Origin of the sequence: Corynebacterium sp. HMSC05H05, assembly GCF_001807265.1 — a bacterium.
In the GTDB taxonomy this organism is placed as follows: domain Bacteria; phylum Actinomycetota; class Actinomycetes; order Mycobacteriales; family Mycobacteriaceae; genus Corynebacterium.
Window position 1 is genome coordinate 87,396 of record NZ_KV788410.1, and the last position, 25,969, is coordinate 113,364.

21 protein-coding genes, 1 tRNA gene and 2 pseudogenes are annotated in these 25,969 nt (G+C 66.3%); 15 read left to right on the forward strand and 9 right to left on the reverse strand.

Features of this window, described 5'->3' with window-relative positions; genetic code table 11:
• Positions 1-71: 71 nt before the first annotated feature.
• Genes HMPREF3151_RS09600 through HMPREF3151_RS09610 form a run of 3 tightly spaced genes read right to left on the reverse strand, consistent with a single transcriptional unit; the run spans position 72 to position 3,694 of the window.
• On the reverse strand, positions 72-821 hold the full coding sequence (locus HMPREF3151_RS09600; protein WP_070475310.1) for a succinate dehydrogenase/fumarate reductase iron-sulfur subunit: 750 nt from the start codon (positions 819-821) through the stop codon (positions 72-74).
• On the reverse strand, positions 821-2,899 hold the full coding sequence (locus HMPREF3151_RS09605; protein WP_070475311.1) for a fumarate reductase/succinate dehydrogenase flavoprotein subunit: 2,079 nt from the start codon (positions 2,897-2,899) through the stop codon (positions 821-823). The genes HMPREF3151_RS09600 and HMPREF3151_RS09605 overlap by 1 nt, the downstream gene beginning before the upstream one ends.
• Before the next feature lie 21 nt (positions 2,900-2,920).
• Entirely contained in the window at positions 2,921-3,694 is a 774-nt protein-coding gene (locus HMPREF3151_RS09610) for a succinate dehydrogenase cytochrome b subunit (protein ID WP_070475312.1), read from the reverse strand.
• A 266-nt stretch (positions 3,695-3,960) separates the two neighbouring features.
• Between HMPREF3151_RS09610 and HMPREF3151_RS09615 the strand changes: the two genes are divergently transcribed.
• A complete protein-coding gene (locus HMPREF3151_RS09615; protein ID WP_070475314.1) occupies positions 3,961-4,425 on the forward strand; it encodes an SRPBCC family protein in 465 nt (154 codons plus the stop codon).
• Between the two features lie 549 nt (positions 4,426-4,974).
• Here HMPREF3151_RS09615 and lpdA read toward each other — a convergent pair.
• Positions 4,975-6,387, reverse strand: coding sequence for a dihydrolipoyl dehydrogenase (lpdA, locus tag HMPREF3151_RS09620; RefSeq protein WP_070475316.1), 1,413 nt, complete (start codon positions 6,385-6,387; stop codon positions 4,975-4,977).
• A gap of 80 nt (positions 6,388-6,467) precedes the next feature.
• Between lpdA and HMPREF3151_RS09625 the strand changes: the two genes are divergently transcribed.
• The 11 genes from HMPREF3151_RS09625 to HMPREF3151_RS09675 all read left to right on the forward strand — a co-directional run bounded on the left by HMPREF3151_RS09625 (position 6,468) and on the right by HMPREF3151_RS09675 (position 18,804).
• On the forward strand, positions 6,468-7,910 hold the full coding sequence (locus tag HMPREF3151_RS09625) for an alpha/beta hydrolase (protein WP_070475318.1): 1,443 nt from the start codon (positions 6,468-6,470) through the stop codon (positions 7,908-7,910).
• 333 nt (positions 7,911-8,243) lie between these two features.
• On the forward strand, positions 8,244-9,371 hold the full coding sequence (locus HMPREF3151_RS09630) for an alpha/beta hydrolase (protein WP_070475319.1): 1,128 nt from the start codon (positions 8,244-8,246) through the stop codon (positions 9,369-9,371).
• 1 nt (position 9,372) lies between these two features.
• Positions 9,373-11,337: a prolyl oligopeptidase family serine peptidase gene (locus HMPREF3151_RS09635; RefSeq protein WP_083290289.1), complete on the forward strand. Its 1,965-nt coding sequence runs from the start codon at positions 9,373-9,375 to the stop codon at positions 11,335-11,337.
• Between the two features lie 11 nt (positions 11,338-11,348).
• Positions 11,349-12,596, forward strand: a complete 1,248-nt coding sequence (locus HMPREF3151_RS09640) for a M1 family metallopeptidase (RefSeq protein WP_070475320.1) — start codon at positions 11,349-11,351, stop codon at positions 12,594-12,596.
• Positions 12,593-13,771, forward strand: coding sequence for a hypothetical protein (locus HMPREF3151_RS09645; RefSeq protein WP_070475321.1), 1,179 nt, complete (start codon positions 12,593-12,595; stop codon positions 13,769-13,771). Before HMPREF3151_RS09640 ends, HMPREF3151_RS09645 begins: the two co-directional genes overlap by 4 nt.
• A gap of 6 nt (positions 13,772-13,777) precedes the next feature.
• A complete protein-coding gene (gene rfbB, locus HMPREF3151_RS09650) occupies positions 13,778-14,761 on the forward strand; it encodes a dTDP-glucose 4,6-dehydratase (RefSeq protein ID WP_070475323.1) in 984 nt (327 codons plus the stop codon).
• A gap of 1 nt (position 14,762) precedes the next feature.
• On the forward strand, positions 14,763-16,079 hold the full coding sequence (locus tag HMPREF3151_RS09655; RefSeq protein WP_070475325.1) for a sugar nucleotide-binding protein: 1,317 nt from the start codon (positions 14,763-14,765) through the stop codon (positions 16,077-16,079).
• A gap of 15 nt (positions 16,080-16,094) precedes the next feature.
• Positions 16,095-16,958 carry a glucose-1-phosphate thymidylyltransferase RfbA gene (rfbA, locus tag HMPREF3151_RS09660; RefSeq protein WP_070475327.1) on the forward strand — a complete coding sequence of 288 codons (864 nt, stop codon included), beginning with the start codon at positions 16,095-16,097 and terminating at the stop codon, positions 16,956-16,958.
• 4 nt (positions 16,959-16,962) lie between these two features.
• Positions 16,963-17,760, forward strand: coding sequence for a glycosyltransferase (locus HMPREF3151_RS09665; protein WP_070475329.1), 798 nt, complete (start codon positions 16,963-16,965; stop codon positions 17,758-17,760).
• A 13-nt stretch (positions 17,761-17,773) separates the two neighbouring features.
• Positions 17,774-18,463: a glycosyltransferase family 2 protein gene (locus tag HMPREF3151_RS09670; RefSeq protein WP_070475331.1), complete on the forward strand. Its 690-nt coding sequence runs from the start codon at positions 17,774-17,776 to the stop codon at positions 18,461-18,463.
• On the forward strand, positions 18,460-18,804 hold the full coding sequence (locus tag HMPREF3151_RS09675; protein ID WP_070475332.1) for a DUF2304 domain-containing protein: 345 nt from the start codon (positions 18,460-18,462) through the stop codon (positions 18,802-18,804). The genes HMPREF3151_RS09670 and HMPREF3151_RS09675 overlap by 4 nt, the downstream gene beginning before the upstream one ends.
• Here HMPREF3151_RS09675 and HMPREF3151_RS09680 read toward each other — a convergent pair.
• From HMPREF3151_RS09680 to HMPREF3151_RS09690, 3 genes are read right to left on the reverse strand one after another with little or no spacing between them, the layout of a single operon-like run.
• A complete protein-coding gene (locus HMPREF3151_RS09680; protein WP_070475334.1) occupies positions 18,801-19,421 on the reverse strand; it encodes an MBL fold metallo-hydrolase in 621 nt (206 codons plus the stop codon). The genes HMPREF3151_RS09675 and HMPREF3151_RS09680 overlap by 4 nt on opposite strands.
• Complete coding sequence (locus HMPREF3151_RS09685; RefSeq protein WP_070475336.1) at positions 19,421-20,515, reverse strand: S-(hydroxymethyl)mycothiol dehydrogenase; 1,095 nt, start codon at positions 20,513-20,515, stop codon at positions 19,421-19,423. The genes HMPREF3151_RS09680 and HMPREF3151_RS09685 overlap by 1 nt, the downstream gene beginning before the upstream one ends.
• A gap of 10 nt (positions 20,516-20,525) precedes the next feature.
• Positions 20,526-21,350 carry a GDSL-type esterase/lipase family protein gene (locus tag HMPREF3151_RS09690; protein WP_070475338.1) on the reverse strand — a complete coding sequence of 275 codons (825 nt, stop codon included), beginning with the start codon at positions 21,348-21,350 and terminating at the stop codon, positions 20,526-20,528.
• A gap of 53 nt (positions 21,351-21,403) precedes the next feature.
• On the opposite strand from HMPREF3151_RS09690, the gene HMPREF3151_RS09695 reads away from it, so the two are divergent.
• Positions 21,404-23,032 (forward strand): AMP-binding protein, encoded by a 1,629-nt coding sequence (locus HMPREF3151_RS09695; protein ID WP_070475340.1) that lies wholly within the window; start codon positions 21,404-21,406, stop codon positions 23,030-23,032.
• On the opposite strand, the gene HMPREF3151_RS09700 is transcribed toward HMPREF3151_RS09695, so the two are convergent.
• Both HMPREF3151_RS09700 and HMPREF3151_RS09705 read right to left on the reverse strand, forming a co-directional pair.
• Positions 23,032-23,104: transfer RNA gene (locus tag HMPREF3151_RS09700), tRNA-Thr, on the reverse strand. The genes HMPREF3151_RS09695 and HMPREF3151_RS09700 overlap by 1 nt on opposite strands.
• 65 nt (positions 23,105-23,169) lie before the next feature.
• Positions 23,170-24,369 carry a DNA polymerase III subunit delta' gene (locus HMPREF3151_RS09705; protein WP_070475342.1) on the reverse strand — a complete coding sequence of 400 codons (1,200 nt, stop codon included), beginning with the start codon at positions 24,367-24,369 and terminating at the stop codon, positions 23,170-23,172.
• Positions 24,370-24,406: 37 nt separating this feature from the next.
• Between HMPREF3151_RS09705 and HMPREF3151_RS12290 the strand changes: the two are divergent.
• Positions 24,407-24,725 (forward strand): annotated as a pseudogene (locus HMPREF3151_RS12290) (adenylate/guanylate cyclase domain-containing protein); the annotation flags it as partial.
• A gap of 128 nt (positions 24,726-24,853) precedes the next feature.
• Positions 24,854-25,930, forward strand: a pseudogene (locus tag HMPREF3151_RS09710) (adenylate/guanylate cyclase domain-containing protein); the annotation flags it as partial.
• Positions 25,931-25,969 lie beyond the last annotated feature (39 nt).

The window sequence follows — 25,969 nt, forward strand, 5'->3', positions numbered from 1 at the left end:
TGGCTTCAGCGTGAGCTGCTGCGATGGTTCGAGTATACGACAGGCTTCATCGTTGCCCCTAGTCGTAACCCCTAGTCGTCGCCGCCCTTGAAGGCGGCGCGGGCACGCTCGGCGTTGATCGCGCCGACCGCATCCAGTGGGATACCGGCCGGGCACACGTCGGCGCACTCGCCGTACAGCGAGCAGTGGCCGAAGTTGGTCTCCAGCTCGTCGACCATCTTGCGGGCGCGGCGGGAACGCTCCTGCTTACCCAGCGGCAGCAGCTTCAGGTGCTTCAGCTTCGCGCCGGTGAACAGGTGCGCAGCACCGTTCGGGCACGCAGCCACACACGCACCGCAGCCGATGCAGGCGGCGTAGTCGAGCGCGGTCTCCGCGTCGTGGTGGTTCACCGCCAGGGTGTCGGCGTCCGGCGCGGTGCCAGCGTTGACGGAGACGTAGCCGCCCTGCTCCATCACGCGGTCCAGTGCGGAGCGGTCCACGGCGAGGTCCTTGATCACCGGGAACGCGCCGGAGCGGAACGGCTCGATCTTCAGGGTGTCGCCGTCCTTGTAGTTGAACAGGCGCTGCAGGCAGGCAGTGGTGTTCTGGCCTGCGCCGTGCGGGCGGCCGTTGACCAGCAGGCCACAGGTGCCGCAGATGCCCTCGCGGCAGTCGGAGGCGAAAACGAACGGCTCCTTGCCCTGCTCGACGTAGGTCGCGTTCACGTGGTCGAGCAGCTCCAGGATGGACATCTGCTCCACAGCGTCATCGACCTGGACGGTCTCGAAGCTGCCCTCGGTGTCAGGACCAGCCTGGCGCCAGATTTCAAGTGTCAGTTTCATTACTTGTAGTTCCTTGCCATCAGCGGGATCGAATCAAAGTGCAGGGGTTCTGCGTGGCGGATGAACTGGCCTTCACCGGCCGGCTCCCAGGCCGACACGAAGCACCAGTTGTCGTCGTCACGCTCAGCCTCGCCGTCATCGGTGAGGTGGTCCATACGGTAGTGCGCACCGCAGGACTCGTCGCGGTCCAGCGCGTCGATGCACATGAGCTCGCCGAGGTTGATGTAGTCGACGAGGCGCAGTGCAGCCTCCAGCGTCTGGTTCATGTCGTTCGGGGAACCCGGAATGGAGATGTTGGTCCAGAAGTCCTCGCGCAGGGCGCGGATCTTGCGGATGCCTTCCTCCAGGCCCTCGACGGTGCGGGACACGCCACAGTGCTCGTAGAGGATATCGCCGAGCTGCTCGTGGAAGTGCTCCGGGCCGTGCGGCTCCGGGCCGCGGATGGACATGATGCGCTCGATGCGCTCGGTGACATCAGCCACCACGTCCTGGGCCTCGCGGGAATCCTCAGCCAGCTTCTCCTCGCCGAGGTGGCCGGCCAGGTAGTTCGGCACCGTGAACGGCAGGGTGAACCAGCCGTCCACAGAAGCGGACAGCAGCGAGTTCGCGCCCAGGCGGTTCGCGCCGTGGTAGGTCCAGGAGCACTCACCTGCGGCGAACAGGCCGTCGATGGAGGTCATCTCGTTGAAGTCCGTCCACAGGCCACCCATGGTGAAGTGGACGGTCGGGGCGATGCGCATCGGGGCCTTGTACGGGTCCTCGCCGGTGGAGTCCTCGTACATCTCGAACAGGTTGGAGTAACGCTCGCGGATGGTGTCCTCACCGAGGCGCTCGATGGCGTCGGAGAAGTCCAGGTACGCGGAGTTGTGCAGCGGGCCCACACCGTAGCCGGCGTTGAGCTGCTGGGAGATGGCGCGCGAAGCCACGTCGCGAGGCACCAGGTTGCCGAAGGCCGGGTAGCGGCGCTCCAGGAAGTAGTCGCGCTCTTCCTCCGGGATGGTGTTCGGGTCGCGGTCGTCACCCTTTTCCTTCGGGGTCCAGATGCGGCCGTCGTTACGCAGGGACTCCGACATCAGCGTCGTCTTCGCCTGCCACTTGGCGTTGACCGGCAGGCCGGTCGGGTGGAACTGCACGAAGCACGGGGATGCGAGGTACGCACCGCGCTCGTAGGCTCGCATCATGGCGGAAGAGTTGGAGTTCTTCGCCAGCGTGGTCTTGTGGTACACGTTGCCGTAACCGCCGGTGGCGAGGATGACAGCGTGGCCGGTGAACGGCGCGATCTCACCGTTGATCAGGTTGCGGGTGACAATGCCCTCGCAGTGCTTCTTGCCGTCCTTCTCGGTGATGATCAGGTCCATCAGGTCGTGGTGGGTGAAGATCTCCACGTTGCCCAGGTGGATCTGACGCTGCAGCGAAGACGCGGTGGACAGCTGCAGCTGCTGGCCTGTTTGGCCGCGGGTGTAGTAGGTGCGGGAGACCTGCACGCCGCCGAAGGAGCGGGTGGCCAGGGTGCCGCCGTACTCGCGGGCGAACGGAGCGCCGATGGCGTTCATGTGGTCGATCACACGGACAGACTCGACGGCCAGACGCCAGCAGTCGGACTCGCGGCAGCGGTAGTCGCCGCCCTTGACGGTGTCCTTGGTGTGGCGGTAAGCGCCGTCGTTATCCACCTTCTTGCCGCGGGCGGAGTTCACGCCACCCTGGGCCGCGATGGAGTGCGCACGACGCGGGGCGTCGTGGTAGGTGAAGGCCTTGACGTTGTAGCCGAGCTCGCCAAGCGCCGCCGCCGCGGCACCGCCGGAAAGGCCGGTGCCGACCACCAAGACGGTGAACTTGCGGCGGTTCAGCGGCGAGACCAGGTTCATGTGGTCCTTCTGGTGCTGCCACATGTCCTTCATGCGAACCTCGTCGCGGTTCGGCTCGTTGGACTCGAGGACGTTACCCGGGGTCACGCCTGCAGCGGCGGACTCGGGCTGGCGGAAGCCGCCGGTGCTCTGCTGGCCCTTGGTCTCAGCGGAAGTCTGCTCCCCGCCGTTGGAACCCTGGGCCCCGGAAAGACCGGAAATAGAGGTAGTCATAGTTGTTCTCCTAAAAAGCCGTTACCTGGAAAAATCCGGGACCCAGCCGAACGCGATAGCGAGCGGCATGACAACGTTGCCAGCGACAACGATGAACGGGAGGATGTACGCGAGGATGACCATCAGGCCCTCGCCGCGCTTGCCCAGCCAACCGAGGTCGGACACCGCAAGGTAAATACCGTGGGTCAGGTGCAGCAGCAGCGCCAGGTTGGCAACCACGTACACCAGGGTGACCCACCAGCGGCCCGGGGCGAAGGTGGCGAGCAGGTTGTTTCGCACCGCACCGTGGACGAACTCGTCGGAGGCGACCGCCTGGCCGAGCGTCAGGTCCAGCAGGTGGAAGACGATGAACAGCAGCAGGATGATGCCGGTCCAGATCATCGACTTCGTGGCGGTGGACTGCCATCCACCCATCAGGTTCGTGCGCTTGAAGCGGCCGCGGGACGCGCTGGAGCGGGCGCGCAGGGCAAATGCACCCCACACGTGCAGCACCAGGCAGGCCAGCAGGGCGATGCGGAGAATCCACAGGAAGCCCTCGCGCGGGAACAGCGGCTCGCCGATCGTGCGCAGGAACTCGCCGTAGTCGTCGATCGGCGCGGAGCCGTCGGCGTTCAGCGGCATGAAGATCTTCAGGTTGCCCACCATGTGGCCGAGGACGAACAGGCCGAAGATCAGGCCAGTGATCGCCATGGTCAGCTTGACGGCCCACGTGGGGTAGGACGGCCGCTCGCGCAGCGGCTTCTCAGTAATTTTTCCGTGACGAATGGCTTCACGGTCTGCGTTTTGTACAGTCATGGCACCTCCAGTGTCGCTAATACTCTAAGAGATAGTCCCCGCTCACACACACCGGATTGCCAGCTTCACCCCACGGGCCCCCTAACCTCAACCGCCACTTGAGCCCTTCATCCAGCGCTCCACATTGTTTGTGACCTTGGTCACCACATTGCCCATCCACCTTGGACCCCACATTCTCCACCCCGTTCAGTGTCAATCTTTGGTTGGTTAGCTCCGCCTAACCTCCGAGCCAACTCCATTCACCGAAAATCGGTACCCTGGCTGCCATGGCTATCGACAAGAACACTGAGAACAAAGCAACCCGCCAGATCGACGCTCCTGCAGCCGAGATTTTCGACATCCTCTCCAACCCCGAGCGCCATGCTGAGACTGACAATTCCGGCATGGTCGTCTCCGCGGACCAGGGTGAGCGCCTGAAGAACGTCGGCGACACTTTCACTATGAACATGACCAAGGAGGACGGCGACTACCAGACCGTCAACGAGGTCTTCGCCATCCAGGACGACCGCATCATCGGCTGGAAGAACGTGGAGAACACCACCGCCGAGGTGAAGGTTGGCGCGAAGTGGCTCTACGAGCTCGAGCCCATCGACGCCGACAACACCAACGTCACCCTCACCTACCAGCGCGACGAGCTGGAGGAGAACCTCCTGTCCATGACCGAGAAGTTCGACGACGACTTCCTGGCCAAGTCCCTCGACTCCCTCGCAGAGGCAGTCGCAGGCGCATAAGCCCCAGCTTTACGACGTCACCAAAGGCGGCCCGCCGGACCCAGCGCCCGGCCGGCCGCCTTTCGCATGCCCACGCCCCCGCCCGACCCCCGCTCTCGCCGCCGGGGTGTCGGAGCACCTCGCTCATCTATGGATAACTCGCCGCCATCGTTATCCACAGCCCAGGTCTTTTGGAGCCTCTCTGCACAAAGGACGATATCGGCATTTGCCGTCCTGCCCCGACCGCGACCAGGGCTTTTGCCGCCGCTTCGGACCTAAATGCCGATATCGTCCTTTGTATTCGCCCCCTGACCCCGCCCCGCAGGTACCGTCGCACCTACGACCACTGCTTCCACCATCGACACCGCCTGTGCCGGTAATGCGCATCAGATTCATTACGAACTGGGGAAATGCAGTCGACGTTTGCTGATGGTCTAGCAAGGGCGCACGCGCTGCTAGACCATCAGCAAGCAGGTGCGGGCAGGCGGCGAGCGGGCAGCCGCCACAGCACGCAAAAAGGCGGGCCCGGGGTGAACGGGGCCCGCCTTTGGTGCGTCGTAAAGCGAAGGCTTAGAGATTGATCATGTGGCCTTCGACGCCGTGCGAGATCTCCTTGAGCACCTCGGACAGGGTCGGGTGGATGTGGATGGAGCGCGCGATCTCGCCTGCGGTGAGGTCGAAGCGCTGCGCCAGCACGACCTCCGGAAGCAGCTCGGAGACGTTCGCGCCGACCAGGTGCGCGCCGAGGATCTCACCGAACTCGGCGTCCGCGACGAGCTTGCCGAAGCCGGCGGTCTCGTTCAGACCGACTGCCTTGCCGTTCGCGGTGAACGGGAAGGTCGCGACCTTGATGTCGCGGTCCGGCCACTTCTCCTTCGCCTGCTCCTCGGTGTACCCCATGGAGGCGACCTGCGGGTTACAGAAGGTGGCGCGCGGGGTCATCATGTAATCCTCGATCTCGAGGGTCTCCGCGTCCGCGATGGTCTCGGCGGCGATGATGCCCTGGGCCTCAGCGACGTGGGCGAGCTGCAGCTTCGCGGTCACATCGCCGATGGCGTAGATGCCGTCGACGTTGGTGCGCATGCGCTCGTCAATGGCAATGGCGCCGCGGTCGGTGAGCTCGACGCCCGTGTTCTCCAGGCCGTAGCCCTCGGTGCGCGGGGCGAAGCCGACGGAGATCATCACGCGGTCCGCGGTGAGCGTCTCCACCTTATCGGTGCCGTTCTTCTTCACGTCCACCTCGACGGAATCGCCGTTGTCGCGCACCTCGGTGGTGGCGTGGCCGGTCAGCAGCTTCACGCCGAGCTTCTTGTAGACCTTGGCGATCTCCTTGGAGACGTCCTTGTCCTCGTTGGGCAGGACGCGGTCCTGGTACTCGATGACCGTGACGTCAACGCCGTAGTTGGACAGCACGTAGGCGAACTCCATGCCGATCGCGCCAGCGCCGACGATGACCATCTTCTCCGGAGCCTCCGGGTTGAGGATCTGCTCCTCGTAGGAGACCACGTTCTCGGACAGCTCGATGCCCGGCAGGGTGCGCACCACAGCGCCGGTGGCGATGATGCAGTTGTCGAAGGTGACAGTCTTGCCCTTGTCGTCGCCCTCGGTGATCTCGATGGTCTTCGCGTCGGTGAAGGTGCCCAGGCCGTTGATCTCCTGGATCTTGTTCTTCTTCATCAGGTAGTGCACGCCGCCGACGATCTTCTGGGAGACCTTGCGGGAGCGCTTGTGGGCATCGGTGTAGTCGAACTCCACGTCGCCCTTGATGCCGAACGTCTTTGCTTCGTGGTTGAAGATTTCAGCCACTTCAGCGTTCTTGATCAGGGCCTTGGACGGGATGCAGCCCACGTTGAGGCAGACACCGCCCCAGTACTGCTTCTCAATGACAGCTACCTTTTTACCAAGCTGAGCTGCACGGATGGCGGCGACGTAGCCACCGGGGCCAGCGCCGAGGACAACAACGTCAAAATGTTCTTTACTCACGCTGCATATCGTACGTGGCCGTCTGGCAAAATGTTGCGGAGCATCTTGTTTCTTCCTTGAATGAAAGTGAGCGATTCACTGTGAAGTTCACGCGTACGGCGGTAGCCCTGGGTGCCGCTGCCCTCATTGCCGCAGGTTCCGTTCCCGCCGTTCAGCACTTCGCAGCGGAGGGTGACGCAGACAAGCAGGTCGCCACCCTGTCCCCGGCGGCGACGTCGGTGCAGACCTCGCTGCCGACCTCGACAGCCCCTGCCACCACGTCACAGAAGCCTTCGGTCATGCCGAAGACTGAAGAGACTCCAACGACGGCGACAGGCACGTCGCAGACGAGCACGAGCCCGACCGCAACCACGCAGACCACCCCGGTGACCACCACCACGGAGCTCAAGGTTGTGGACGAGGAAACCCCCGCCGAGGACACGGAGCCGGCCGAGGAGGAGCAGCCGGAAGAGCACCCGAACGTTAAGCCGCTGGGTGAGGCGCCGAAGACCTACAAGGGTGAAGACCAGGCGTGGGTGCGCATCCTCGCTCGCCAGCGCGGCAACTGGGACAACGAGGCAATTCGCGTGTACTCCGAATCCATGGAGCGCGACATTCCGGTTGCGGTCTTCTACGCCACCGACGAAAACGGCGAGCGCAAGGAGAACGCCCCGACGGTCTACCTGCTCAACGGTGCCGGCGGCTCCGAGCAGGACACCGACTGGGTCGCGCAAGCCTACGATGAGCTGGAGAAGACGTACAAGGACTCCGGCGCGAACGTGGTCATCCCGATGGAGGGCGCGTTCTCCTACTACGTGGACTGGGCCGCCGAGCCGCCGGTGGACACGGAAACCAACCCGTTCTTCCACGGCAAGCAGATGTGGTCGACCTTCCTGGCGGATGAGCTGCCGCAGGCGGTTGAGCCGTACATGAAGGCCGACGAGGAGCACCGCGCGGCCGCAGGCCTGTCCATGGCTGCGACCTCGGTGCTGCTGCTGGCGGAGCACAACCCGGGCTTCTACGACGCTGTCGGCTCCTTCTCCGGCTGCGCGGCGACTTCTACCCCGCTTCCGTGGAAGTTCCTGGACCTGACCGTCAGCCGCGGCGCGCCGAACGTGATGTCGCCGGAGTACATCTTCGGCGAGCGTGGTTCGGACTACAACCGCCACTACGACGCGCTGGTCAACGCGGCGGATCTGAAGGGCACCGCGGTGTACCTGTCCACCGGCACTGGCCTGGCGGGCGAGACTGACATGACGGGTTACCTGAAGGACCGCCTGATCAACCATTACGGCGTGGACCCGGACGTGGCGTCGACCCGCGCGCTGACGAACGCGATGACGCTGCAGGTTGAGGGCGGCGTGATCGAGGCTGCGATGAACGCTTGCACCCACGATCTGATGGTGAAGATGCGCGCCAACGACGTGGAGGTCACTCACGCTGAGCTGCGCAACGTGGGCACCCACAGCTGGGCGTCCTGGCGCGATGACGTGAAGCTTTCCTACGAGAAGGTGTTCAAGAAGGCGCTCGGTTTGGAGCAGTAAGCACTTGCTTGACGACGCCTAACGGCGCCTCCCCGCTTCGAGCCGGGAGGCGCCGTTTTTTGGTGTGCGGAAACAGGCTTTAGAACATGCCCATGCCGTAGGCGATGGTGGAGGACATGGAGGAGCCTGCGTGGACGAGCTCGCCGAGCACCTGGTTGATCTGCACCTGGAAGGTTTCGATGGGGTTCATGTTGGGGGTCCTTTCGGAGTTTTGGGGCGGGCGGCGCAACACGCCACACGCGTAACGCTGGCCACTACAGTAACGAATGTCCCATAGAATGGCGCAATAATTGCCTGTCAGTTTAACCCCCTCCCCCAGGACTGGATACACAGATGAAGAAGATCAAGGCGGCGGCGCTTGCCGCCCTCACGGCAGTCTCCCTCGCATGCACCAGCGCACCGGCGGTTTCCGCCCAGCCGGCCGGCCAGGAGGGCCAAGAGGGAATTGTGAAGGCGTGGGACGCGCCGGCGAACCCGCCGCTGATCACCCGCACCGGCCAGGCGCAGGAGTGGGTCAACCAGGTGGACCACAAGACGGTGCTGTCCTACAACGTGTTCTCCCCCTCCATGCGCCGCGACATCCCGGTCGCGGTCGTGCCGGCCACCGACGCCGCCGGCAACCGCGTGCGCAACGCGCCGACGCTGTACCTGCTCAACGGCGCCGGCGGCGCGGAGCAGAACCAGGACTGGCTGAAGCTCTACCCCGTGAAGGACTACTTCGCCGGCAAGGGTGTGAACGTGGTGGTGCCGCAGGCCGGCGCGTTTTCCTACTACACGGACTGGGTGAAAACGGACGTCGCTTCCGACTACGTCAACGGCCCGCAGAAGTGGGAGACGTTTTTGACCAAGGAGCTGCCCGGCCCGATCGAGCGCACGCTGGGCGCCAACGGCCGCCGCGCGGTGACCGGCGTGTCCATGTCCGCCACCTCCGCGCTGCTGTTCGCGCAGCATAACCCGGGGATGTACCAGGCCGCGGCAGCGTTTTCCGGCTGCGCTTCCACGTCTTCGCCGCACGGCTACAACTTCGCGCGCGTGACCGTGAACCGCGCGGGCACCCCGAACTTCCAAACGGTCACCCCGGAGATGATGTGGGGCCCGATGAACGGGCCGTACAACCGCTACAACGACGCGCTGTTGGGCGCGGAGAAGCTGCGCGGCACCCGCTTGTACGTCTCCTCCGGCACGGGTCTTGCGGGCCATCCGGACCAGGTCAGTTACCTGCTGGGCAAGGGCGCCCCGATGCCGGCGGCGCAGCTCGGCGCGGGCGTGCTGCAGGTCGAAGGCGGCGTGATCGAGGCCGCGGTGAACAAGTGCACCCACGACCTGAAGGCCAAGCTGGACGGCCTGGGCATCCCGGCGCACTTCGAGCTGCGCAACGTGGGCACGCACTCCTGGCCGTACTGGACCGAGGACATGGACCGCGCCTGGCACACCACCATCAAGCCTGCTCTGGGGGTCTAGCGTGCGCGACATCGAGCCCAAGCTTCTCGACGACCTCACGGCCGCCCCCGCCCTCGAATGGGCCCAGGAGTGGTCCGACGAGACTGAAGCGCGGCTCGATTCGTCCGCGCTGCGCGAGCGGATCCGCGCCGCCTTGGATGCGGACGACCGGATCCCGTTTGTCACCCGGCGCGGCGAGCACCTGTACAACTTCTGGCGCGACGGGGACCACCAAAGGGGTCTGTGGCGGAGGGTAACCGTGGATGCATACCTCGCCGACCAGGATGACTGGGAGACCCTCCTCGACATCGACGCGCTTGCCGAGGAAGAGGGCAAGGACTGGGTGTACAAGGGCGCGACAGTGCTGCCGCTGAGCTGGGACCGGGCGCTGATCCGCCTGTCGCGAGGAGGCGCGGACGCGGTGGTGGTGCGCGAGTTCGACCTTGAAACGCAAACCTTCGTCGACGCGTCCGACGGCGGCTTCGCACTCGACGAGGCGAAAACATCCGTCGACTGGGTGGACCGCGACACCATCCTGGTGGGCACCGACGAAGGCCCGGGCACGGTGACTAACTCCGGCTACCCCATGCAGGTGGCGCGCTGGACCCGCGGCGGCGAGAGGACCGTGATCTTCACGGGCGAGCCCGACGATGTTGGCGTGTGGTCGGGCTATGACGTGGTGGACCGGAGGACCGTCGTCACGCGGGCGCTCGATTTCTACACCTCGCGCACGTGGGTCGACGGCGAGTTTGTGGACGTTCCGGACGATTGCGACGCCATCCCCCACCGCAAGTGGCTGTTCATCCAGCCGCGCACCGAGTTCGCGGGCGTGCCCGCGGGTGCCCTCGGCGTAATCGAGCTCGACGCGTTCCAGCAGGGCGGCCGCGAGTTCACCGTGCTCGAGCAGGACGCGACCGTGGAAGCGATCGCGTTCACCGAAAACGCGCTGCTTCTCACCTGCCTGGTGGACGTGGCCACCAGCATCTCCCGCATCACGCTGGGGACATGGGAGCGCACCGAACTCGCGCTGCCCGCAGCCGCGAGCGCACACGTGGTGGCCGCGAGCCCGCTGGCCGGCGACGAGTTCTGGGTCGCCGCTTCCTCCTTCACCACGCCGACGACGCTGCTGCGCGGCGACGCCACCGGCGCGCTCGCCGAAGCCAAGCGTGCGCCTGCCCACTTCGACGCGTCCGGGCTAGAAACGCGCCAGCACTGGGTGACCTCCGCCGACGGCACTCGCCTGCCGTACTTCATCACCGGCGACTTCTCCCTTGGCGCCCGTCCCACGCTGGTGGGAGGCTACGGCGGCTTCGAGGTCTCGCTCACGCCCGCGTTCTCCAACGTGCGCGGCATCGCTTGGCTTGAGCAGGGCAACTTCTACGTCCAGCCCAACCTGCGCGGCGGCGGCGAGTTCGGCCCCGAGTGGCACTCGCAGGTGGTCAAGACCAACCGCCACAAGGTCTGGGAAGACCACAAGGCAGTGCTCGAGGACGTGGTCGCCCGCGGCTACGCCGAACCTGCGCAGATTGCCATCCGCGGCGGCTCCAACGGCGGGCTGCTCACCTCCGGCGCGCTGGTGCAGTACCCGGAGTGCTTCGGCGCCGCCGTGATCCAGGTGCCGCTGACGGACATGCTGCGCTACCACACCCTGTCCGCCGGCGCGTCCTGGATGGCGGAGTACGGCGACCCGGACAACGTCGATGAGCGCGCAGCGATAGAAACCTGGTCGCCGCTGCACAACGTCCGCCCGCGCGACGAGGTGGCCTATCCCCCGGCGCTGGTGACCACCTCCACGCGCGACGACCGCGTCCACCCCGCCCATGCCCGCACCTTCGCCCTCGCGCTGTGGCGGGCGGGCCAGCCGGTGGACTACTTCGAGAACACCGCAGGCGGGCACGCCGGTGCCGCGGATAATGCACAGGTGTCGCGGGTGGAGGCGTTGATCTACCAATGGATCGACGACAAGATCGGAAAACCCCTGGCGTAGACTTCCCGGCGATGAGAAACCTGAGGCTTCGCTCCACACCCATCCCCGGAACCCGCGACCGCTACACCGGCGTGGAGTTCAACCTGGGCTTCCACGTCACGCACTACGACCTGGATTTTGACTACAAGGTTGCCCCGAACCGTCTCGAAGCAACTGCGACGTTGACGCTGAGCACCTGGCGCGAGCTGAACCACCTCACCCTCGACCTCACCCAGGGCCTGTCCGTGCGTCGCGTGGAGGTGTCTGGCGGCTTCGGCATCAAGCGCTACCGCCACCACGGCGGCAAGCTGCGCATCACCTTCGACCAGTTCATCCCGGTGGACACGGAGCTGCAGCTAAGCATCCGCTACGCGGGCTCCCCGCGCCCGCGCCGCACCGCCTGGGGAATGCTGGGCTGGGAGGAGCTGGAAAACGGCGCGCTGACCGCCAACCAGCCCGACGGCGCACCGTCTTGGTTCCCCTGCGACGACACCCCGGACGAGAAAGCCACGTACACCTTCAACGTGCGCGCGGACCGCGGGTACATGGCGGTGACCAACACCACCGCCCGCCCGATGGCGACCTACCTGGCCACGGTGCAGGTGGGCCAGTTCCGCCGCGTGGAGCTGGGGCGCAACACGGTGGCGTGGCTGCCGGCGGCGACCCAGATGGGCGACCTGGACAAGCAGCAGGCCATGCTGGACTACTTCGAATCCGTCTTCGGCCACTACCCGTTTGAGAACTACCAGGTGGTCGTGCACGAAGAGGAACTGGAGATCCCGCTCGAGGCCCAGGGGCTGTCCATCTTCGGCGTGAACCACCTGCGAGGCAACGAGCGCCTCATCGCGCACGAGCTGGCGCACCAGTGGTTCGGCAACTCGCTGGGCATCGCGCAGTGGGAGGACATCTGGCTCAACGAGGGTTTCGCCTGCTACGCCGAGTGGCTGTGGGCGGACTTTACGGGGCAGATGCCTATCGACGCCTCCGTGCGCACCCACTACGACAAACTCACGCCGATGCGGTTCACCCTTGCCGACCCGGGCGCGCGCGACATGTTCGACGACCGCGTGTACAAGCGCGGCGCCATCACATTGCACGCGCTGCGGCGCGCCTTCGGCGACACCGTCTTTTTCAACGCGGTGCGCGATTACGTGGCCACCAACGCCCACGGCATCGTGGAAACGTTCGACCTGGTCAACGCGTTTAAGCGCCAGGGCGCTGACATCTCGCCCATCCTGGACGCGTGGATCCAGCACCCCGAACTTCCGGAGTGCCCGTGAGAAACCTCTCCCTGGCCACCATCTTCGCCGCGGCCAGCGGCTTTGTGGTCATGTGGATTGCCAGCTGGGCGCTGGACGCCGAGCACGGCTACAACGCTTTCCTGGCCTACTGGGGCCTGTTTTTCGCCTGCACAGGGCTCATCGACGGCATCACGCAGGAAACCACCCGCGCCGTGGCCGCCTCGCGCGAGACGGACGTGCGTGGCGGTGCCAACCCGTGGAAGCTCGGCGCCGCGGTCGGCGCGGTTGTCGCGGCGGTGGTGCTGCTGGCGGGGCTTGCCGCCATGGGCCGCATCGTGCCCACTCACCCCGGTGCGACCACGGGACTGTTGGCGTTCGGCCTGCTCAGCTACGCCTTCCAGGCGGTGTTATCCGGCATCCTGAGCGGCTCCGGACTGTGGAACCGCTACGCCGCGCTGGTCGCCCTGGACTCCGGTGTGCGCCTCGTGTTGGCCGTGGTGGTGTGGGCGCTCGGCGGCGGACTGGTGGAGTTTTTGGCCATCACCGTCATCGGCGCGCTGAGCTGGGCGGTGATCCTGGTTCTCGCCCCAGTGCGGGTGCAGCTGGACGTGGACCGCCGGGCGTTTGCGCGCCGCGTCGGCTCCGCCATGGTGGCCTCCGGGGCGTCGGCCGCACTGATCACGGGCTTTCCCACCGCCGCCTCCGCAGCCTTCCCCGCCGCAACCGCAGGGGCTACCGTCGCCGCGATCAACAACGCCGTCATGCTCACCCGCGCCCCGGTGTTGGTGCCGCTGCAGCGTTTCCAATCGGCGCTGGTGGTGCGCTTCGTGGAGCGCCGCGACACCGTCTACAGGGCGCTTGCCGCCCCCGTCGGCGCGATCCTGGGCGTCGGCCTCATCGGCTTCGCGGCGGCCTGGCTCATCGGCCCGTGGATCCTGCGGGTGGCGTACAAGCCGGAACTGTTCGTGGGCGGCCTCACGCTCGGCCTGCTCACCTTCGCCTCCGCATTCATGGGCATGCTCATGATCACCGGCGTGGCCGTGCTCGCGCTGGAACGCCACGCGTTCTACGTCGCCGGCTGGCTCGCCGCCACCGCCACCGCGTTCGCCGTGCTCTTCCTCGCGCCGTGGGGCGTGACCACAACCGTGGTGGTGGCGCTGTTCGCCGGGCCGATCGTCGGCGCGCTCGTGCACCTGGCGGGCCTTGTAAGGTAGCTGGCTATGGAACGTTTGCTGGTCACTGGCGGTGCGGGGTTCATTGGGGCGAATTTTGTCCGTCAGGCGTCGCAACGCTTTCGCGTCACCGTCGTGGACAAGCTGACCTACGCCGGTAACCGCGCGAACCTGCCCGAGGGCATCGAGTTCGTGGAGGGGGACATCTGCGAGCAATCGCTTATCGACGAGCTCGTGGCCGCCACCGACACCGTCGTCCACTTCGCCGCCGAATCCCACAACGACAATTCGCTGCGGGACCCGTCCGCGTTCGTGCACAGCAACCTCAACGGCACGTTTGCGCTGCTGGAGGCGGTGCGGAAGTTCGACAAACGCCTGCACCACATCTCCACCGACGAAGTATTCGGCGACCTCGAGCTCGGCGGCACCGACGCGTTCACCGAGACCACGCCGTACAACCCCTCCTCGCCTTATTCGGCGACGAAGGCTGGCTCCGACCACCTCGTGCGCGCCTGGGTGCGCTCGTTCGGGGTGCGCGCGACGATCTCGAACTGCTCCAACAACTACGGGCCTTACCAGCACATAGAGAAGTTCATCCCCCGCCAGATCACCAACATCCTCACCGGCCAGCCCGCGAAGCTTTACGGCACCGGCGCGCAAGTGCGCGACTGGATCCACGTGGACGACCACAACGACGCCGTCCTGGCGATATTGGAGCGCGGGCGCATCGGCGAAACCTACAACATCGGCGCGAGCTTGCCTGGCGACACTCACGTCACGAACAAGCAGGTCATCGAGACCATCTGCGAGCTGATGGGCGGCGAATACGTCCACGTCGCAGACCGCCCCGGCCACGACCAGCGCTACACCATGGACGCCACCAAGCTGCGCCGCGAGCTCGGCTGGGCTCCGCAGCACACGGACCTGCGCAGCGGGCTGAAGCAAACCATCGCGTGGTACACCGACAACCGCTGGTGGTGGGAGGACGACAAAGCAGGCATCGAACGCGGGTACGCAGAAAGGGGACAGTGACATGGAGACCACCACCATCGACGGCCTCGAGGTCCACCGGCTCACCGTCCACGAGGACAACCGCGGCTGGTTCAAGGAGAACTGGTCCGGACAGAAACTCACCCCGAAGCAGCACAACGTCAGCTTCAACGCCCGGCGCGGCGCGACCCGCGGCATGCACGCCGAGCCGTGGGACAAGTGGGTCTCCGTGGCCACCGGCCGCGTGTTCGGCGCGTGGGTGGACATGCGCGAAGGCTCCGCCACGTTCGGGGAGAAGTTCACCTGCGAGATCGGCCCGGACACCGCCGTGTTCGTCCCCCGTGGCGTGGCCAACGGCTTCCAGGCCCTCGAGGACGACACCACCTACATCTACCTGGTCAACCAGCGCTACTCCCCCGGCGGCGCGTTCTGCTCCTACAAGGAAATCGACTGGCCACTCGAGCCCACCGAGCTTTCCGCCAAGGACCTCGAGCACCCTTTGCTTTGCGACGCCACTCCGCTGCCCCCACGCCGCATCCTCGTCACCGGTGCCAACGGCCAGCTGGGGCGCGCGCTGCGCCAGATCTGGTCGGAGGACCAGGCCCACTTCGTGGGCCACGACGAGTTCGACATCACGAACCCGCCCGAACTGGATTGGGCCAATTACTGGGCCATCGTGAACTGCGCCGCCTACAACGACGTCAACGGCGCGGAGGACGACCGGGCCGGAGCATGGGCGGTGAATGCGGCGGCGCCGGCGGAGCTTGCGTCGATAAGCAATGCACACGACCTCACGCTCGTGCATGTTTCCAGCGACTACATCTTCGACGGCACCGTCGAGGTGCACGACGAAGCTGAGGTGCCGTCGCCGCTGAGCGCGTACGGCGCGTCCAAGGCCGCGGGCGACACCGCCGCACAGGTGGCGCGGAAGCATTATGTGGTGCGCACGAGCTGGGTGTTCGGCGACGGCCGCAACTTCATGTCCGTCATGGCCGACCTCGCTGATCGCGGTGTCGCACCGAAGGTCGTCTGCGACCAGCGCGGGCGCCCTACCTGGGCCGAAGACCTGGCCAAAGGCATCGCGCACCTGCTTTCGACCGGTGCCGAGTACGGCGTGTACAACATCACCTCCGACGGCGACGCCGTCACGCGCGACGAGATCGCCATGGCCGTGTTTGTGGCCGTCGGCGGCGACCCCGCGGACGTCCACCCCGTGACCACCGAGCAGTACGGCGCCGAATTCGGGGTGGAAGCGCCCCGCCCGCGCGAATCCACCCTGGCGCTGGACAAGATCACCGCCGCTGGATTCAGCCCGACAAACTGGCGCGCCGCGCTCGCGCTCTACGTCGCGCTGCGGTAGCTAGACTTCGCATTCATGAAGGGCATCATCCTCGCTGGCGGCTCGGGCACGCGCCTGTACCCGATCACCCAGGGCATCTCGAAGCAGCTCATGCCCATCTACGACAAGCCGATGATCTACTACCCGCTATCCACCCTGATCAGCGCGGGTATCCGGGAAATTTTGATCATCACCACCCCGGAGGATCGGCCGAACTTTGAGCGATTGCTTGGCGACGGCTCACGTCTCGGCATCATGCTCCACTACGCCGAACAACCCCGCCCCGAGGGGCTGGCGCAGGCGTTTTTGATCGGCGAGGAGTTCATCGGCAACGACTCGGTGGCGCTGGTCCTCGGCGACAACATCTTCGACGGCAACGGCATCTCGGAGGCGCTCGGGCGGGTGCGCGACATCGACGGCGGGGCGATCTTCGCCTACGAGGTCTCGGACCCGCAGCGCTACGGCGTGGTCGAGTTCGACGCCGCCGGCACAGCGCTGTCCATCGAAGAAAAACCGGACGCGCCGAAGTCCAACTTCGCCGTGGTGGGGCTGTACTTCTACGACAACGACGTGGTTGAGATCGCGAAATCCATCGAACCGTCGGCGCGCGGCGAGCTGGAGATTACCTCCGTCAACGAGGCGTACCTGCGCCGCGGCGACCTGAAAGTCCACCGCCTGCACCGCGGCGACGTATGGCTGGACACCGGCACCATCGACTCCATGAGCGAGGCCAGCGCCTACGTCGAGGTGCTGCAGAAGCGTACCGGCACCGTCATCGGCTCGCCGGAGGTGGCCGCCTACCGCGAAGGCTTCATCGACGCCGCGCAGCTGGAGGCCTTAGGCGACCAGGTGCTGAAATCCGGCTACGGCCGCTACCTCATCGACGCAGCAAGGGACTAAAACAATGGCGAGGATTACGGCACTGGTGACCGTCTACCACGGCACCGACGAGAACGACCTTGAGCGCGCCCTCGACTCCCTGCAGGCGCAGACGCGGCCCGCAGACGAGCTGGTCATTGTGGCGGATGGGCCGGTGGGTAAGGGGGTCCGGCAGGTCGTCGAAAAGCACAATGCCCGGGTTATCTGGCTGCCGGAGAATGTGGGCGCGGGCCCGGCGTCGCAGGCTGGGCTGGCCACGATCGACTCCGAGTACACCGCGCGGCTGGACTCCGACGACGCCGCGAAACCCGAGCGCTTCGCCCGGCAGCTCGAGTATTTGGAGGCGCACCCGGAGGTCGGCGCGCTGGGCAGCGCCGTTGAAGAGTTCGCGGACACGCCGGGCGACACCGGCAAGGTGCGCGCTCTGCCCGAGAACCCGCACGACTACGCGAAGATGAACTCGCCGGTGAACAACCCCTCGGTGATGCTGCGCACGAAAGCGGTCAAGGCGGTCGGCGGGTATAAGGACGTGCACTTCATGGAAGACTACGACCTCTACGCGCGGCTGATCGCCGGCGGCTGGCACGTGCGCAACCTGCCCGAGGCGCTGACGGACTTCCAGGTCACCGACGCGCAGTTCTCCCGCCGCACCGGCCGCGAGATGCTCGCCGCGGAGGCAAAGATGCAGCGCAACTTGGTCGCCTACGGGCTGGTTTCGCGCCCGCGGGCGGCGTTCAACCTGGCGGCGCGCACCGCATACCGCGCACTTCCCACAGGTGTGCTCCGGCGCGTGTACGCCGCTTTGTTCCACCGCGGGGAGTAACCTAACTTCCGACATGAGCGGATTTTCAGACACTTGGCTGATCGTGCCTTGCTACAACGAGGGCACGGTCATCTTCGACGTGCTCACGCACGCGCGCGAGACGTTCCCCAACATCGTGGGCGTCAACGACGGCTCCGCCGACGACTCTGCGGCGCAGATCCGCGCCGCCGGGGCGCATTTGGTGGACCACCCGGTCAACCTCGGCCAAGGCGCGGCAATCCAAACTGGCGTGGAGTACGCCCGCGCCCAGCCCGGCGCGCAGTACTTCGTCACCTTCGACGCCGACGGCCAGCACCAGGAAAAGGACGTCGTCCGAATGATCGAGCGGCTGCGCACTGAGCCGCTGGACATCATCGTCGGCACGCGGTTCGCCGGCCAGGACAACTCGCAGGTGCCGTGGATCAAGCGCGCGGTGCTCAAGACGGTGGTGATGCTGTCGCCGCGCACGAAGAAGCTTGGTCTCACGGACGCCCACAACGGGCTGCGCGCGTTCAACCGCAAGGTGGCCGAAGAGATGAACATCCGCATGAACGGGATGTCGCACGCCTCGGAGATCGTGTCCATGATCGACAAGCACGGCTGGCGCGTGGACGAGGAGCCGGTGGACATCCTTTACACGGAGTACTCGATGTCGAAGGGCCAGTCGCTGATCAACGGCGTGAACATCCTCGCCGACGGGCTCGTTGCAAGGAGGTTGCCATGATTCAGGCGTTGTTGCTGCTCGCGGTTGTCGCGTTGGCCTGGTACTTCTTTGCTAATCGACGCAAAGCTAACGCCAAAGCCTGGGTAAAGATCGGCTTCGCCCTCATGATCGTCGCGGCCATCTGGGCAATCGCCCGCCCCGACGACGTCACGGTGCTGGCCAACTGGCTGGGCGTGGCCCGCGGCACCGACCTGATGCTGTACGTGCTGGTGGTCGCGTTTTTCTTCGTCACCATCTCCACGTGGACGCGCTTCCGCGAGCAGGAGTTGCGCTACGCCCGCCTGGCCCGCGCCGTCGCGCTGCAGAACGCGCAGGCGCCGGAGCAGGACGCGGAGCGCTAGAAGCCGCGGCGGATCCACTCCTCTAAGTGCGGCGCCTCATCGCCGATGGTGGTGTGGTCGCCGTGGCCGGTGCGCACCACCGTCTCCGCCGGCAGGTCCAAAACGGACTTCTGCAGGGAGTGGATGATGGTGTCGAACGAGGAGAATGACCGGCCTGTTGCGCCCGGCCCGCCCTGGAACAGGGTGTCGCCGGAGAACAGCTCGCCGGCTTCCTCGGCGTAGATGACCACGGATCCCGGCGAGTGGCCCGGGGTGGACATGACGCGCAGGTCGGTGCCGGCGATGGTAAACGTGGCGCCGTCGAGAAGCTGGCGGTAGTGCGCGCCAGGGTTCTGGCGCTGCCACAAAAACCCGTCGGTGGGGTGCAGGTACACCGGGGCGTCCACAAGCCGCGACAGCTCAGGCGCGGCGTCGATGTGGTCGGAGTGGCCGTGGGTGGCCAGGATGCCCTTCACGCGGCGGTTGCCCACAGCCTCGGCGATGGCTTCGGCGTTGTGGGCGGCGTCGATGATGTAGACCTCGGAGTCGTCGCCGACGATCCAGACGTTGTTGTCCACCTCCCACTCGCCGCCGTCGAGCTTGAACAGGCCGGAAGTAACGACGTTATCGATGCGCATTAGAACTCCACCACGCTTCGCAGCACGTCGCCGCGCTTCATCTTCTCGAAGGATTCCTCGATGTCGCCCACGCCGATGCGCTCGGAGACGAACTCGCCCAGCGGGAAGCGGCCCTGCTTGTACAGCTCCACGTACGCCGGGAAGTCGCGCTCCGGCAGGCAGTCGCCGTACCAGGCCGGCTTGATGGACCCGCCGCGGGCGTACAGGTCGATCGCGGGGATGTCCACGTGGTCGGTCTGGTTGGGCACGCCGACCATGACCATGCGGCCGGCGAAATCGCGGGAGTAGAACGCCTGGCGCCAGGTGGGCTGGATGCCCACGGCGTCGATGGCCACGTCCGCGCCGAAGCCGCCGGTGAGCTCGCGCACAGCCTCGATGACTTCGTCCTCGCTCATGTCTTTGGCGCAGATGGCGTCGGTGGCGCCGAACTTGGATGCCGCGTCGCACTTTCGCTTATCGACGTCTACAGCCACCACCGTCGTCGCCCCCGCCAACGCCGCACCGGCCACAGCCGCAAGGCCCACGCCGCCGAGGCCGAACACGACCACGGACTCGCCGCGCTGCACGTCACCGGTGTTGACGGCGGCGCCGAGGCCGGCCATGATGCCGCAGCCGAGCAGGCCAGCCGCCGCCGGGTCGGCCTCCGGGTCGACCTTCGTGCACTGCTTTTCGTGCACGAGGGTCTTCTCTGCAAACGAGCCGATGCCGAGTGCGGGGGTGAGCGGAGTGCCGTCGTCAAGCGTCATGCTCTGCGAGGCGTTGTGGGTGTTGAAGCAGTTCTTCGTGTCGCCCTTGCGGCAGGCGCGGCACTCGCCGCACACCGCGCGCCAGTTCAGCACCACGAAGTCGCCTTCTGCGACGTGGGTGACGTCCTCGCCGACCGCTTCCACCACGCCGGCCGTCTCGTGGCCGAGCAGGAACGGGAACGCGTCCTCGATGTCGCCGTCGCGGTAGGCCAAGTCCGTGTGGCACACGCCGGTGGCCTGGACCTTCACCACCACGTCGTTGGGGCCGGGCTCGGGGATCACAATGTCCACGACCTCGACCGGGGCGCCCTTTTCGCGGGCGATTACTCCTTGAACAGTCTGTGTCATGTCCCCAAGACTAGGAGCGGGCGATGACGTTTGCCACGTGCTCGTGTCCGCGCTGGTTGACGTGGATGGGCAGGTTGCCCGGGCCGCCGTAGAAGTCCACCAGGCCGGCCCACATGCGCTTGTTGTCGGGGGCGCACATGTTGTTGTGCCAGGTGGAGGGTTTGAGGTCCAAGAACTCCACACCGGCGGCGCGGGCGGTGTCCACCTGCATCCACTGCGCGAGGTTCTCCCAACGCTGCACGTCTTGGAAGCGGGTCCAATCGGAGGTGTTCGGGGCGATGTGGAACAGGCACACGCGGTCGCCGGCGGTGATCTTCGGGTAGCCCACGATCTGGATGCGCGCGTTCGGCGCCGCGGCGCGGATGCGGTTAATCTGCGGGACCATGTAGCGGGTGAAGTCGCGGCGGATGTCGGCGTCCGGGCGGGAGGTGTTGTTGTACGTGTCGTTGAAGCCGACGGAGATGATCACGCGCGCCGTCGCCGGCGACAGGCCACGGTCTGCGATCGCGCGGTCCACCTGCTGGAACAGGCCCGGGCCCTTAGAGATGGTCACCACGCCGGTGCACGAGTAGTCGCGGGCCGCCAAGCCGAGCTTGGCGGCGGAGCGCTTGCCCCAGTTCGTGGCCGAGGTCGGGCACCAGGTGCCGTTGTCGGAACGCCCGCGCGGGTCAAGCCCCATCTTGCCGGCCGCCCACTGGCCCATGTTCGGGTCGGAGATGACAGAGTCACCGAAGATGACCATGTTGCGGTCTTGCGCACCCGCTGCCGGAGCAAGCGGGGCGAGAAGCGCGGCCGCCGCGACGAAGGCTGCGGCGATGCGGCGGGAAAATGACACGGCGAAATCCTTTCACAGGGGAAACTTGCGTAACAGTAGGCTACATTATCCACATGCGACCCACCCACCGTCCGCTGTTCTTACTCAAGTCTTTCGCCCGCTTCGTGCCCGCCGTTACACGCGCCGGCATCGTCAGCGCCGAAGGCGGCCCCCGCGCAGCCCTCGCGCTCGCGCCCAACCTCGCGCGCTACTGGTTCACCACCGCCCGCGAAGTCGAACAGGGTGCCGCCGCCACACCGGAGCGCGTCGCACTTATCGACGACACCGGCGTCCTCACCTACCGCCAACTCCGGGACGACTCACGCACACTGGCCAAATGGCTGCTGGCGCTGCAGGACGAACGCGGCCTGGACGAGCTGCGCATCGGCGTGATGGCCCGCAACGGCCGCGGCATCATCCTGCCGCTGGCAGCCAAAGGCTACGCAGGTGCCCACATCTTCCTGCTCAACATCGGCTCCTCGCCCGAGCAGCTCGCCGGCATCTTCGCCGAAAACGACATCAACGTCCTGTTCATCGACGACGAATTCGCCGACCGCCTCCCCGCCAACACCAACGGCATCACCATCATCCGCGCCGACGAAGACGGCGGCTCCGGGCTCTCGATCAGGCAGGTGGTGGACCGGAGGGACGTCGATAGGCAACTGCCCCGCTGGCCAAAACACGGCAACCTCGTCCTGATGAGCTCCGGCACCACCGGCATCCCCAAAGGCATCGTGCGGCCCGAACCGCGCATGCCGTTCGTCGTCGCCGGCTACCTCGAAGCCATCCCGTGGCGCTCAGGCGACACCGTGCAACTGACCGCGTCGATCTTCCACACTTGGGGCTGGTCCGCGCTGCAAGTCGCGCTGGCGACGCGCTCGACCATTGTCACCCGCCGCATCTTCGATCCGGAAGAGTGCTTCCGCCAAGTGGAGAAGTACCGCTGCGACGGGCTGATCTCCTCGCCCATCTTCTTCAAACAGATGCTGGACCTGGACGAGGGCTACGACACGTCCTCGCTGCGCTACCTCGCCTCCGCCGGCAACGCCGTGAGCCCGTCGCTTCTGCGCCGCACCACCGAGCGCTTCGGCCCGATCCTGGCTAACATCTACGGCTCCACCGAACTCGCCCTCGCCGCGGTCGCCTCGCCCGAGCAGATGCAGGCCGACCCCACCACCGTGGGCAAAGTCCCGCCCGGCACGGTGCTCAAGCTTTACGACGACCAAGGGCGCGAAGTCGCAACCGGCGAAACCGGCCGCATCTTCCTGCACAACGAAACAGCGCTGCGCGGATACACCAACCCGGCAACCGAGATGGTGGAGATCGACGGCCTGGTGGAAATGGGCGACCTCGGCTACTTCGACGCCGACGGGTACCTGCACGTGCAATCCCGCAACGACGACATGATCATCGTCGGCGGAGAAAACGTCCACCCGCAGTCCGTCGTGGAAGTCCTCGAGGACATGCCGGGGGTCAGCGAAGTGCACGCGCACGGCGTCGACGACGAGGAGATGTTCAAACGCATCGCTGTGTGGGTGGTTCGCAGTGCCGACATCACCGCCGACGCGGTGCGCGACTGGGTGCGCGCCCACCTGGCCGACCACTCCATCCCCCGCGACGTGCATTTCGTGGACGAGCTGCCGCGTAACGCCGTGGGCAAGGTCGTGCCGCGGTTCCTGCCCGGTTTAAGGCAAAAAAATTGAGCCACCTGCGAGAATCGAACTCGCGACCTTCTCATTACGAGTGAGATGCTCTACCGACTGAGCTAAGGTGGCCGGGCATGCAAGATGCACCACCGCGAAAGTGTAGTGCAGGCGGGAAGAACTGAGAAACCGGCAGCTCAGGACACCTTGCAGGCGAGCCTGATCCGGCCCAGCATCCCGCTTAACGCCACCGCCGGCTGCACCTGCTGCGCCAGCCGCTCGCGGCACTGCGCGATGGCCTCCTGGCACTCCACCAGCGCGTCCGGGGTGGTGCGCTCCGCGATCTCGCGCGCCAGCCCCTCGTAGTCCGGGTGGATCAGGGCAAGCCCCGCGCCGGACTGGATGATCATGGCGTCGCGGTACACCCCCGCCAGGTCCACCAGGACCAGGTCGAACATGTCGCGCTTGCGGCGAGTGCCGCGTTTCTTCTGCTCCTCTTCCAGCGCTTTTATCGACGACGCAACGCCCCCCAACGCCTTGCCCGCGCCCTTGCCCTTGGCTCCCATGCCGAGCGCGTTCTCCAGCTTCGCGCGTTCGGCTTCGTCGTCGGCCTTGTGGGCCTCCACCGCCTCGGTTTCCGCCGCTTTGACCAGCGCACCGACGGCCTGGAAGGCCTGCGCGCCGTGGAACACCAACTCCGCCAGGTTGATCGCCATGGAGCGGCGCTTTTGCACCTTGTCCGAGCGCACCAGCAGCCGCGCCCGGCCCACGTGCCGCATCGTTGCCGCCGCGGCAAGCCGCGCGTCGTGCTCGGTCGCGCCCTCCTCCTCGACAAGGATGCGCACGACCTCGTCCTCCGTCGGCGCCGGCACGTACAGGTGGCGGCAGCGCGAGCGCAGCGTCTGCGAGAAGTCCTGCGGGTCCGCCGACGGGGCGCACATGATGATCACGGTGTGTTCCGGCGGCTCCTCCACCGTTTTCAGCAGCGCGTCGGCGGCGTCCGTGTTCAACCTGTCCGCGTTTTCGATGACGATGACGCGCCAGGGGGCGACCGTCGGCAGGCGAGCTGCTTGCGGCACGATCGTGCGGCGCACATAATCCACCGGGATGTTCACCCGCTGCGGCACCACGTGCAGCAAATCCGTGTGCGAGCCCGCCAACGCCAACCGGCACGCCTCGCAGCGCCCGCACCCGATCTCCTCCGGATCCGTGCACATCAGCGCCGCCGCGAACGCCAACGCTGCCTGCGAACGCCCCGCCCCCGGAGGGCCGGTGAAAAGCCAGGCGTGGGTCATGGCGTAGCCGTCGCCAAGCCTTGCAGCCTTGGCCGCCGACAGGATTGTCTCGCGCACCGCCGGAGTACCGGCAAGCCGCTCACTGACGCTACGGGTAGTCACGGATGATCACAGTACCCGCGCGCTATGGTGATACACCATGGAAAGATTCTGGCGCGATCTGCGGTGGCTCTGGGGCACGTCCTGGCCCCTGTATGCCGCAACCGTGCTGGGAACCAACGTCATCGCCGCCATCGGGTGCATGCTGTTCGTGCGCTACCTCATCCCCATGCCGGAAGTGCGCGAACTCGGCCTCGGCGGGCAACTCGGCGCCATCGGCGTGATCTACGCGGCGGTTGCCGTCGTGCTCGGCATCGTGGTCACGCTGTACCTGTTCCGGCCCGTTTTGGAATGGCAGCGCCACCCCGACGGGCACGACCCGAACATGGTGCGCCACCTGGTCATGCGGCTGCCGGTGCTGCAAACCATCATCGTTGTGGGCGTGTGGGGTATCGGCACCGCGATTGTCACCGTGGGGGCTTGGCGTGTCGACGTCCGCCTGGCCACCGTCGTCCTCGCCACCGCCGCGCTGACCACCTTCGTCACCGCCGTGCTGACGTACCTGCAGGCCGAACGCCTCGTGCGCCCCATCGCCGCATCCGCGCTGGCGCGCCGCTTCGAGGACTCCACCTTGCAGCCGCCGATCAAGTGGCAGCTCTACCTGACCTGGTTCACCACCTCAGCCGTGCCGATGGTGGGCGTTCTGTTGCTGACGGTGGCGCAGCGCCACGGCTATTTCACAGGCACTGTCGGCGAGCTCACCTCCGCGATCGTCGCGCTGATCACCGCCGGCATGGCCACCGGGTTTGTGGGCACGGCGCTGGTGATCATGAGCGTGGTGGACCCGATCAAGGAGCTGCAGGGCGCCATTAACCGGGTGCGCCGCGGTGAGCAGAACACGCAGGTGGACATTTACGACGGCTCCGAAATCGGCGTGCTGCAAGCCGGGTTCAACGAGATGATGAAGGGGCTTCGCGACCGTCAGCGAGTGCGCGACATCTTCGGCCAGTACGTCGGCGCCGAGGTGGCCCAGAAGGCGCTGGAGGAGATCCCGGAGCTCGGCGGCGAGGAGCGCAGGGTGGCGGTGCTGTTCATCGACGTCGTAGGTTCCACCACCTACGCCGTGGACCACACGCCGGAGGAGGTTGTCGCGGCGCTGAACGACTTCTTCGACGTGGTCGTCGAGGTGGTGCACCGCAACAAGGGCGTGATTAACAAATTCCAGGGCGATGCGGCCTTGGCCGTGTTCGGGGCGCCCGTTTCGCTTCACGACGCCGCCTCGCACGCCCTCCAAGCCGCCCGCGAACTCCAACGGGATCTTTCCGGCCAGGAACTTCGCGCCGGCATCGGTGTGGCGTCCGGGCATGTGGTTGCGGGCCACATCGGCGGCTCGGACCGCTTCGAGTACACCGTGATCGGCGACGCCGTCAACGCCGCAGCGCGCCTGACCGACATGGCGAAGGACACCCCGGGGCTGGTGCTGACCAACGCCGCGACCCTGCGCGCGGCCAACGAAGTGGAGCAGCAGCGCTGGACGCTGATGAAGTCCGTGGAGCTGCGCGGCCGCGGCAAGATGACGCAGCTGGCGCGCCCGGTGCGCTCCACCATGGCCGACCGCTCATAGTTTTCGGGCATGCCGATGGGCCCGCCCTTTTGGGGCGGG